Here is a 9,791-nt window from a genome sequence, read left to right on the forward strand (position 1 = left end):
TTACGGGGGTGCGGCCGATTTCATCAGAGAATCGCGCAAATTTTGAGCATTTTTTTACGGCGTTTGCGCTCACGCTGGCATGAGCTGTGCCTTGAGCAGGTCACGGAAGGTCTGGATCAAGGGTTCGCGGCTGCGCCCCCGACGCGTGATCATCGAGAACGGCGCCTGATAGCCGAAGGTCGCCGGCGATAGCACCCGCAAGTCGCCCTTGTCGGCCCAGGCCTGAGCATAGTGCTCCGGCAAATAGCCGATGTAGGCCCCCGAGAGCACCAGGATCAGTTGCGCCTCCATGCTTTCCACGGTCGCCGCACTGTGCTTGAAGCCATGCCGGGCCAGCTCCGCCTGGCTCCAGTAACCCCGCCCGACCATGCGCTGCTGGGTGATGACCTGCTCGGGAATGCGCCGCTCGTTGTACAGCGGGTGGCGGTTGGAGCAGTACAGCCAGTGCTGCTCGCGGTACAGCGGCTGGTAGACCAGGCCACTCATGCGCGTGGAAAACGCGCCGATGGCCAGGTCCAGGCGATTGTCCTGCACACCCAGCTGCAATTCGTAGGGGCTGGAAACCGACAGGTGCAGGTGCACCGCCGGGTGTTCCTGGCTGTAGGCACCAATCGCCTCGGCCAGCGGCAAGGCGCGGTCGCCCACGGTGGAGTCGATCACCCCCAGGTTCAAGGTGCCGCGCAGCTCGCCCTTGAGCGCCGCCGCGTACTGCTCGAAACCGTCCATCTCAGCCAGCAGGCGCAGGGTTTCCTGATGGAACAATTCGCCCTTGCTGGTCAGGCTGAAACCACCCCGTCCACGGTGGCACAGCACGATGCCCAAGGCCGCCTCAAGCTGGCTCATGTAGGTGCTGATCGCCGAGGTCGACAGGTTCAGCTCCCGCTGGGCGTTGGCAAACCCCTGGTGCCGCACCACGCTGACGAAGATGCGCAGCAGTTTCAGGTCAGGCAGGGCTGAGGCCATGGCAGGGGCGTCCAGAAAGATCACGGAGGCTGGCAGTCTAACCAGATCCCAATGGATAGTTTAGAAAAACCTGAACTAAGTATTTGCCTGTAGCGATTCTTCTTCCCCACTACCTTTTGCAGACTCTGCCGCAATGCAACTGTTCCACGGTGGTTTTCGGCGTAAAGCCCACACCCGGAACAGATTCCAACAACTAGAACAATCGAGTGATGAGGCCCGACCGTGGACAAGATTCTTCACCAACCACTGGGCGGCAACGAAATGCCGCGTTTCGGCGGTATCGCCACCATGCTGCGCCTGCCCCACCTGCAAAGCGCCGAAGGGCTTGATGCCGCGTTCATCGGCATCCCCCTGGACATCGGCACCTCGCTGCGTTCGGGTACCCGCTTCGGCCCACGGCAGATCCGTGCCGAGTCGGTGATGATCCGCCCGTACAACATGGCCACCGGCGCTGCCCCCTTCGACTCGCTGTCGGTTGCCGACATCGGCGACGTGGCAATCAACACCTTCAACCTGCTCGACGCCGTGCGCATCATCGAAGAGGCGTATGACGAGATCCTCGAACACAACGTCATCCCGATGACCATGGGTGGTGACCACACCATCACCCTGCCGATCCTGCGTGCCCTGCACAAAAAGCACGGCAAGATCGGCCTGGTGCATATCGACGCCCACGCCGACGTCAACGATCATATGTTTGGTGAGAAAATCGCCCACGGCACCACCTTCCGCCGCGCCGTGGAAGAAGGCCTGCTGGACTGCGACCGTGTCGTGCAGATCGGCCTGCGTGCCCAGGGCTACACCGCCGAAGACTTCAATTGGAGCCGCAAGCAGGGCTTCCGCGTCGTCCAGGCCGAAGAGTGCTGGTACAAGTCGCTGGCCCCGCTGATGGCTGAAGTACGCGAAAAAGTCGGTGGCGGCCCGGTGTACCTGAGCTTCGACATCGACGGCATCGACCCGGCCTGGGCCCCAGGCACCGGCACCCCGGAAATCGGCGGCCTGACCACCATGCAGGGCATGGAGATCATCCGTGGTTGCCAGGGCCTGGACCTGATCGGCTGCGACCTGGTGGAAGTCTCGCCACCCTACGACACCACCGGCAACACCTCGCTGCTGGGTGCCAACCTGCTGTACGAAATGCTTTGTGTCCTGCCCGGCGTAGCACACCGCTAAGGCCTTCGGCGAGGAGCTTCACCCCCGGCAGGAGCCATGACGGCGGCACCGCGTAGACGGTGCCCCGTGTTGCAGAATGACCCGCGGCAGCCCGGCTGCCCGCGGGGTCGATCTCACCATAATAAAGATAATCGGAGACACCCCATGGCCTTGGACTTATTCGTTGTTCTGATCTATGCGGCCGGCATGCTCATGCTTGGCTATTACGGCATGCGCCGGGCAAAAACCCATGAAGACTACCTGGTAGCCGGGCGCAACCTCGGCCCGACCCTGTACATGGGCACCATGGCCGCGACCGTGCTGGGCGGCGCCTCCACCGTGGGTACCGTCAAACTGGGCTATGTCCACGGCATCTCCGGCTTCTGGCTGTGTGCGGCACTGGGCCTGGGCATCATTGCCCTGAACCTGTTCCTCGCCAAGCCGCTGCTGCGCCTGCGCATCTTCACCGTGACCCAGGTGCTGGAGCAGCGCTACAACCCCATGGCCCGTCAGGCCAGCGCCGTGATCATGCTGGCGTACGCACTGATGATCGCCGTGACTTCGACCCTGGCCATCGGCACCGTGCTGCAAGTGCTGTTCGAACTGCCGTTCTGGACCGCCGTGCTGCTTGGCGGTGGCGTGGTGGTGGTCTACTCGACCATCGGCGGCATGTGGTCGCTGACCCTGACCGACATCGTCCAGTTCGTGATCAAGACCGTCGGCCTGATGTTCGTGCTGCTGCCGATCTGCCTGTACCGCGTGGGCGGCTGGGACGAACTGGTGGCCAAGTTGCCGGCCTCCAGCTTCAGCCTGACCACCATCGGTTGGGACACCATCATCACCTACTTCCTGATCTACTTCTTCGGCATCCTGATCGGCCAGGATATCTGGCAGCGGGTGTTCACTGCCCGTGACGAGAAGGTCGCCAAGTACGCCGGTACCACCGCAGGTATCTACTGCGTGATCTACGGCCTGGTCTGCGCGGTGATCGGCATGACCGCCCACGTGCTGCTGCCCGACCTGGGCAACGCCAACAACGCCTTCGCCGCGATCGTCAAATCGGCGCTGCCCGATGGTATCCGTGGCCTGGTGATTGCTGCTGCATTGGCCGCGATGATGTCTACCGCCAGTGCCGGCCTGCTGGCTGCGTCCACCGTACTCACCGAAGACCTGCTGCCCAAGCTGCGTGGCGGCAAACAGTCGAGCCTGAACATCAACCGCCTGTTCACCCTGCTGACCGGCATCGTGGTACTGGGCATCGCCCTGATGGTGGAAGATGTGATCAGCGCCCTGACCCTGGCCTACAACCTGCTGGTCGGTGGCATGCTGGTACCGTTGATCGGTGCGATCTACTGGAAGCGCGCCACCACCCCGGCCGCGATCATCAGCATGGCGCTGGGCTTCACCACCGCGCTGGTGTTCATGATCAAGGATGGCATGGACGCGAGCACCCCGATCTACTACAGCCTGGCGATTGCCCTGGTGAGTTTCGTGGTGGTCAGCCTGGTCTCCCGTCGTTCGGTGAACGCGGTAAACCTGGCGTAAAACAAACAGGCCGACGCATTGCAACGATGCGTCGGCCTGTGTTCAGCGTTAGCGCCGGCGAGGCTGGCGTTTGTGCTGTTCCTCGTCGGTAGGGATCGGGACCGGTTGCAGCGGCGGCGGGATGAGGCCCAGGGCGACTGCAAGGTCGTGGAGCCAGTTGAACAAAACGTTTCTCATAACTCCCCCTTACGGGTCTAACTGCGCGGCGTAGTTTGCTGCGACGCTTCACAGTGATCATAGCCCGATGTCCTACAACGTGCTCGTGTAAAAACATTCAGAATTGATCTCGGTCAGGCCCTCGGCGCCGACTCGACGAACGGTGCGCCTCCCCTCTCCTAGCCCAACAGTGCGCGCAAGCGCCTGCGCAGCCATTGCTCGGCACTGACCAGGGTCACCCCGCACAACACGCAGACCGCGCCCAGGATGAAATTCGCGCTCAGTGGCTCATCGAGCAGCAGCACGCCGAAGGTCACCCCGAACAGCGGCGTGATGAACGAGAACACCGCCAGGTTCGAGGCCAGGTAGCGGCGCAGCAGCCAGAACCAGGTCAGGTAGCTGAAGAACGACACCACCAACGACTGGAACAGCACGCTGCCCACCGCCACCGGGGTCAACGTCACGTGGCTGATCTGGCCGCTGAAGCCGGCGATCAACAGCAACCCGACAAAACCGACCAGCAGTTGGTAGAACAACGTCAGGGTCGCTGGTGCCTCGGACAGGCGCGAGGCACGCACCGCGACCGTGGTTGCCCCCCAAGCCGCGCCTGCCAGCACGCCGAAGGCATCGCCCAGCAGCATGCGGCTGTCCATGTCCTCGAGCGACACGCCACCAAAGAAGGCCACCGCGATGCCGCCAAAGGCCAGCAGGATGCCCAGCCATTGCAGAGGGCGCAGGCGCTCGCTGGGCAGCATCCAGTGCAGGCCCAACGCGGTGAACACCGGCGCGGTATAAAGGAACACCGACATGTGCGCCGCCGAGGTCAGTTGCAGGCCTTCGGCGATAAAGAAGAACTCGATGCCGAACAGGCTGCCGGCCAGCAACCCTGCGCGCCAGGTGGGCCCCACGTGCTCCCAGCCACCCCGCCAGCAGATCAGCAGGCCGACCAGCACGGCGGCGATGCCGGAGCGAGTGGCCGCCTGCATCACCGGGGCGATGTCGGCGGCGGCCCATTTGATCATCACCTGCTGGATACCCCAGATCAGGCACAGCCCCAGCATCACTTGCAGGGCAAAGGCATCGGTATTCTGGCGAGGTGCGCTCATGCAAGGCACCCTTCTTCTGACAATGGCATGACGAACGCTCGGCGAGTGTGGATCCAACGCCGATTATCGTCATGGCGGACCGCTGATTACCAGCACGGCATCGCGGCTTCAGGCGATCTGGGCTTTCGAGGCCAGCTCATCGAAGGTGTCTGGATCAAGCGCATCCGCCTGCTCGTCGAGCACCTGGCGCGGGTGGTCGTTGCCCGGGATGCTGCTGTCGATCAGGCTGAGCAGGCGCGAGCCGCGCTCGGTGAGCACGAAGTTCTCGCCATTGCCGCCCTCGTCTTCCGGCCGGCTGGCGATGAAGCCGCGATCGTAGAGCAGCTTTTCGTATTCGCAGGCGCGGGTTTTCAGGTGGTCCAGTTCGGGTACCGGATTACCCTCGGCCGCCAGCTGGGCGGCGTGTTGTTCGGCGTAGGGGCGCGGGGTGAAACTATGCCCGGCGCCGTTCTGCACTTCATGCAGCAGGCGTTCGATCAGGTCCCAGTCATAGGTGCTCATCGGCTCAACCTCACTCGGGGGGGTGTAAGGCTGTGACCGGCGCGGCTGGCAGGGGTTCGACTGAACTTTCCAGGCGGGGCATCGCTCAACCGAGCAACGTGCCCTAACGGAACGCGAGGCCTGACCATGAAGACGCTACTGAAGATCACCACTGTCGCGGCGCTGCTGTGCTCACTGCCCAGTTGGGCATGCACGCTGGAGGAAGCCACGGAAAAACGCGAGGCATTGGCCAAGGAAGTCAGCAGGCTGACTGAACAGAACCCGCAGAAGGCCAAGGAGATCAACGATGAGTTGCGCGGGATGAAGCTGGAGAGCGCCAGCAAGGACCTGCCGGACAAATGTCAGCTGATCGACAAGCGGATGGAGGAATTGCGGGCTGCGGAGAAGAAAGTCTGAGCTGAGCAACCGGGTGGCTGCAAAACCTGAGGAACAAATGAGGTGAGGAACAAATACTGTGGGAGCCGGCCTTGCCGGCGATGAGGCCGGTCAAAGCTACGGCCGCTTCGCGCCCGATCGCCGGCAAGGCCGGCTCCCACAGGCTCCCACAAGTTCAGCGCTTACTCGGCAGCCGGTGCCGGCTTGCGCTTCTTCAGCGGTGCCATGCCGTCAGCGCTGGTCAGTTGCGGCGCGTTCGGCTTCGGCTTGGCGGTCGGCTTGCGCTTGGCCACGGCCTTCTTGTCACCCTTCTTGTCGGTGGTCTTTTTCTTCTTGACGCCAGCCGCCTTGCCCGAGGCCTTGACCTTCTTCGGCCCGGTGTAGGTGCCTTTGACTTCCTTGATGGTGCGACGCTCGAAGGTCTGCTTCAGGTAGCGCTCGATGCTCGACATCAGGTTCCAGTCGCCGTGGCAGATCAACGACACCGCCAGGCCTTCGTTACCAGCACGACCAGTACGGCCGATACGGTGCACGTATTCGTCGCCACTGCGCGGCATGTCGAAGTTGATCACCAGGTCCAGGCCGTCAACGTCCAGGCCACGGGCCGCGACATCGGTAGCGACCAGCACCTTGGCACCGCCCTGCTTCAGGCGCTCGATGGCCAGCTTGCGGTCTTTCTGGTCCTTGTCACCGTGCAGAACGAAGGCCTTCACGTCCTTGGCCACCAGGTGACCGTAGATACGGTCGGCCATGACCCGGGTGTTGGTGAAGATGATTGCCTTCTGGTACGTCTCGTTGGCCAGCAGCCACTGGATGATCTGCTCTTTGTGCTGGTTGTGGTCGGCAGTGATGATCTGCTGACGGGTGCCTTCGTTGAGCTGGCTGACCGAGTTGAGCATCAGGTGCTCAGGGTCGTTCATCACCTTGTTGATCATGTCGCGCAGGCCGGCACCGCCGGTGGTGGCGGAGAACAGCAGGGTCTGCTGGCGGTTCGGGCACTCGCCACACAGGCGTTCAACGTCTTCGGAGAAGCCCATGTCGAGCATGCGGTCGGCTTCGTCGAGGACGATCACTTCAACGTGCTCAAGCTTCAGGTTGCCGGCGTTCAGTTGCTCGAGCATACGGCCCGGGGTACCGACCAGGATGTCCGGCACCTTGCGCAGCATGGCGGCCTGTTCCTTGAAGTCTTCACCGCCGGTGATCATGCCCGACTTGATGAAGGTGAACTGGGCAAAACGCTCGATTTCCTTGAGGGTCTGCTGGGCCAGCTCACGGGTTGGCAGCAGCACCAGGGCACGGATCTCGACGCGCTTCTGCTTCAGGTCGACCAGGCGGTTGAGCACCGGCAGCATGAAGGCGGCGGTCTTGCCGCTACCGGTTTTCGCCGTTACCCGCAGGTCACGCCCTTGCAAGGCCAGGGGAATGGCGGCCGCCTGCACAGGAGTAGGCTCGGAAAAGTTCAGAGCAGCTACGGCTTTAAGCAGACGTTCGTGCAGGGCGAATTGGGAAAACACGGGTGTACCTCGGGCATGAGCAGAAATTCAGCCACATAGGGTAACGTTTTCCGGCGCCCACGCCGAATTTCTTTTGGCACTGAATGCTCGATCCGCGCTCTAATTGCTCTACTTTCACCTATACGGACGATTTTTGTACGGCATGGCTATTCAACAATTCTGGCAAAACACCCTCGACCTGTGGGGCACACTCGATGAGCACCCGGTGCTGCACGCCGGCATCGGCCTGACCTTGCTGCTGGTCATCGCCCTGGTGCTCGGGCGCGTGGCGCGTTTTCTGATCCTCCACGCGATCAAGCTGCTGGGCCGACAGCCGGCACTGCACTGGCTCAATGACCTGCTGCAGAACAAGGTATTTCACCGCCTGGCGCAAATGACCCCGTCGCTGGTGGTGCAGTTCGGCCTCAAGCTGGTGCCTGAACTGAACACCAACAGCCAGCACTTCCTTGGCAACGTGGCGCTGGCCTTCACCATCCTGTTCCTGGTGCTGGCGATCAGCGCCCTGCTCGATGCCCTGCTGGACATCTACGCGCGTACCGAACACGCCCGCACCCGCTCGATCAAGGGCTACGTGCAGTTGGCCAAGATGGTGTTGTTCGTGTTTGGCGCGATCATCATCGTCGCCACCCTGATCGACCGCTCACCGCTGTTGCTGTTGTCGGGCCTGGGTGCGATGTCGGCGGTGATCCTGTTGGTCTACAAGGACACCCTGCTGTCGTTCGTCGCCAGCGTGCAGTTGACCAGCAACGACATGCTGCGCGTGGGGGACTGGATCGAAATGCCCCAGGTGGGCGCGGACGGCGATGTGGTGGATATCACCCTGCACACGGTGAAGGTACAGAACTTCGACAAGACCATCGTCTCCATCCCGACCTGGCGCCTGATGTCGGAGTCGTTCAAGAACTGGCGCGGCATGCAGCAATCGGGTGGGCGGCGAATCAAGCGCAGCCTGTTCATCGATGCCGGTGGCGTGCGCTTCCTGACTTCGGCCGAGGAGTCGCGGTTGTCCGAGGTACGCCTGCTGACCGACTACATCGCCCGCAAGCGCAACGAGCTGCACAGTTGGAACGAGGCCCAGGGCCCGGTCGCCGAGCTGTCGGCCAACCGCCGCCGGCTGACCAACATCGGCACCTTCCGGGCCTATGCGCTGGCGTACCTGAAGAGCCACCCGGACATCCAGCCGAACATGACCTGCATGGTCCGCCAGATGCAAACCACCGCCCAGGGTGTGCCGCTGGAGATCTACTGCTTCACCCGTACCACGGCGTGGGCCGACTACGAGCGGATCCAGGGCGACATCTTCGACTACCTGCTCGCGGTGCTGCCGGAATTCGGCCTGAGCCTGTACCAGCAGCCTAGCGGCAACGACCTGCGCGCCGGGTTGCTACCGGCGAACCTGGCCCGTGAACAGCGGGCGCTGGGTGCCGAGGCGACTGAGCCACAGTGAGGCGAGAATCACTGCGCCGCCGATGAACAGGCGGCCCAGGGGTTCGTGCTGGTTCCAGATCAGCAGGTTCAGCAGCAACCCGACCGGGACATGCAGGTTGTTCATCACCGCCAGGGTGCCGCCGGAAACCAGGCAGGCGCCCTTGTTCCACCAGTACAGGCCCAACGCCGTGGGGCACAACCCGAGGAACAGCAGCACCAGCCATTGCATATCGGTGCTGGGCAGGTGCTGGGTGTTGCCGAACAGCAGGAACGCCGGCAAGACCACGATCAACGCACCCAGGTAGAAGTAGCCAAAGCGCCGGTAATGCGGCTCGTTGCTCGGGTGGCGGGCGATCAGGTGCTTGTACAGGACCTGGCCGGCGGCATAGGTGAAGTTGGCCAGTTGCAGCAGCAGGAAACCAATGAAGAAGTCCGGGCTGATGCTGTCGAAGCGGATGACCCCGGCGCCGGCGACCGCGACCAGGGCGGCGACCAGGGCCCAAGGGTTGAAGCGCCGGTTCAAGGCGTCCTCGATCAGGGTGACGTGCAAGGGGGTGAGGATGGTGAACAGCAACACCTCCGACACGCTGAGGACCCGGAAGCTCAGGTACAAGCAGACGTAGGTGATGCCGAACTGCAATGCGCCGATCATCAGCATCGAACGCATGAAGCGCGGTTCGACCTTGCGCCAGCGGGTTAGCGGCAGGAAGACCAGGCCAGCCAGGACGACCCTCGCCAATACGGCGAAGTAACTGTCGACGTGACCGGCCAGGTATTCGCCAATCAAGCTGAAAGAAAACGCCTGGATGAGTGCGACGATCAATAAATAGCCCATGGGGACCCCCTCGAAATTCAGGCGCGGACAGTAGCATTGCGGGGGTTGGGGGGCCAGTTCTCCTGGGGCTGGGGGGCTTTGCAAACTGTGATTGGCCTGAATGACTAGCGACCGCTGTGCGGCCGATCACTGACAACGTAGCCGCTGCCGTCAGGCTGCGCTCGCCTGCATAGCAGGCGCCGCCTTTGGGAGCCCGCACGGGCTCCAGCGCAGCCT

General features: G+C 62.7%; 10 protein-coding genes. 4 read left to right on the forward strand and 6 right to left on the reverse strand.

Going from position 1 to position 9,791, the window contains the following annotated elements; all coding sequences use genetic code 11:
* Nucleotides 1–69 precede the first annotated feature (69 nt).
* Complete coding sequence (locus M5G11_RS08845) at nt 70–963, reverse strand: LysR family transcriptional regulator (RefSeq protein WP_273908908.1); 894 nt, start codon at nt 961–963, stop codon at nt 70–72.
* Between the two features lie 222 nt (nt 964–1,185).
* Here M5G11_RS08845 and speB point away from each other — a divergent pair, with 222 nt between their 5' ends.
* Nucleotides 1,186–2,136 (forward strand): agmatinase, encoded by a 951-nt coding sequence (speB, locus tag M5G11_RS08850; protein WP_273908907.1) that lies wholly within the window; start codon nt 1,186–1,188, stop codon nt 2,134–2,136.
* Nucleotides 2,137–2,280: 144 nt separating this feature from the next.
* The gene (locus M5G11_RS08855) at nt 2,281–3,660 is read left to right on the forward strand and encodes a sodium:solute symporter family protein (protein WP_273908906.1); all 1,380 of its coding nucleotides are present in this window, start codon (nt 2,281–2,283) and stop codon (nt 3,658–3,660) included.
* 48 nt (nt 3,661–3,708) lie between these two features.
* On the opposite strand, the gene M5G11_RS27430 is transcribed toward M5G11_RS08855, so the two are convergent.
* The 3 genes from M5G11_RS27430 to M5G11_RS08865 form a co-directional block, all read right to left on the reverse strand.
* The gene (locus M5G11_RS27430) at nt 3,709–3,837 is read right to left on the reverse strand and encodes a PA1414 family protein (protein WP_337994595.1); all 129 of its coding nucleotides are present in this window, start codon (nt 3,835–3,837) and stop codon (nt 3,709–3,711) included.
* A gap of 158 nt (nt 3,838–3,995) precedes the next feature.
* Complete coding sequence (locus M5G11_RS08860) at nt 3,996–4,922, reverse strand: DMT family transporter (protein WP_273908905.1); 927 nt, start codon at nt 4,920–4,922, stop codon at nt 3,996–3,998.
* Nucleotides 4,923–5,030: 108 nt separating this feature from the next.
* On the reverse strand, nt 5,031–5,423 hold the full coding sequence (locus tag M5G11_RS08865) for a transcriptional regulator (RefSeq protein WP_273908904.1): 393 nt from the start codon (nt 5,421–5,423) through the stop codon (nt 5,031–5,033).
* Between the two features lie 126 nt (nt 5,424–5,549).
* Between M5G11_RS08865 and M5G11_RS08870 the strand changes: the two genes are divergently transcribed.
* Nucleotides 5,550–5,819, forward strand: coding sequence for a hypothetical protein (locus M5G11_RS08870; protein ID WP_273908903.1), 270 nt, complete (start codon nt 5,550–5,552; stop codon nt 5,817–5,819).
* Between the two features lie 161 nt (nt 5,820–5,980).
* Here the strand turns inward: M5G11_RS08870 and M5G11_RS08875 are convergent, their stop codons facing one another.
* Complete coding sequence (locus M5G11_RS08875) at nt 5,981–7,312, reverse strand: DEAD/DEAH box helicase (protein ID WP_273908902.1); 1,332 nt, start codon at nt 7,310–7,312, stop codon at nt 5,981–5,983.
* Between the two features lie 142 nt (nt 7,313–7,454).
* On the opposite strand from M5G11_RS08875, the gene M5G11_RS08880 reads away from it, so the two are divergent.
* Nucleotides 7,455–8,759, forward strand: coding sequence for a mechanosensitive ion channel family protein (locus tag M5G11_RS08880; protein WP_273908901.1), 1,305 nt, complete (start codon nt 7,455–7,457; stop codon nt 8,757–8,759).
* Here the strand turns inward: M5G11_RS08880 and M5G11_RS08885 are convergent.
* A complete protein-coding gene (locus tag M5G11_RS08885) occupies nt 8,697–9,575 on the reverse strand; it encodes a carboxylate/amino acid/amine transporter (protein WP_273908900.1) in 879 nt (292 codons plus the stop codon). The genes M5G11_RS08880 and M5G11_RS08885 overlap by 63 nt on opposite strands.
* Nucleotides 9,576–9,791 lie beyond the last annotated feature (216 nt).

It is taken from the genome of Pseudomonas fontis (assembly GCF_028656955.1).
Taxonomy (GTDB): domain Bacteria; phylum Pseudomonadota; class Gammaproteobacteria; order Pseudomonadales; family Pseudomonadaceae; genus Aquipseudomonas; species Aquipseudomonas fontis.

Excerpts from the sequence above, each read along its gene's own strand:
- M5G11_RS08845 (WP_273908908.1), bottom strand. The coding sequence starts at position 963 with ATGGCCTCAGCCCTGCCTGACCTGAAACTGCTGCGCATCTTCGTCAGC.
- M5G11_RS08855 (WP_273908906.1), top strand. The coding sequence starts at position 2,281 with ATGGCCTTGGACTTATTCGTTGTTCTGATCTATGCGGCCGGCATGCTC.
- M5G11_RS27430 (WP_337994595.1), bottom strand. The coding sequence starts at position 3,837 with ATGAGAAACGTTTTGTTCAACTGGCTCCACGACCTTGCAGTCGCCCTG.
- M5G11_RS08860 (WP_273908905.1), bottom strand. The coding sequence starts at position 4,922 with ATGAGCGCACCTCGCCAGAATACCGATGCCTTTGCCCTGCAAGTGATG.
- M5G11_RS08865 (WP_273908904.1), bottom strand. The coding sequence starts at position 5,423 with ATGAGCACCTATGACTGGGACCTGATCGAACGCCTGCTGCATGAAGTG.
- M5G11_RS08870 (WP_273908903.1), top strand. The coding sequence starts at position 5,550 with ATGAAGACGCTACTGAAGATCACCACTGTCGCGGCGCTGCTGTGCTCA.
- M5G11_RS08880 (WP_273908901.1), top strand. The coding sequence starts at position 7,455 with ATGGCTATTCAACAATTCTGGCAAAACACCCTCGACCTGTGGGGCACA.
- M5G11_RS08885 (WP_273908900.1), bottom strand. The coding sequence starts at position 9,575 with ATGGGCTATTTATTGATCGTCGCACTCATCCAGGCGTTTTCTTTCAGC.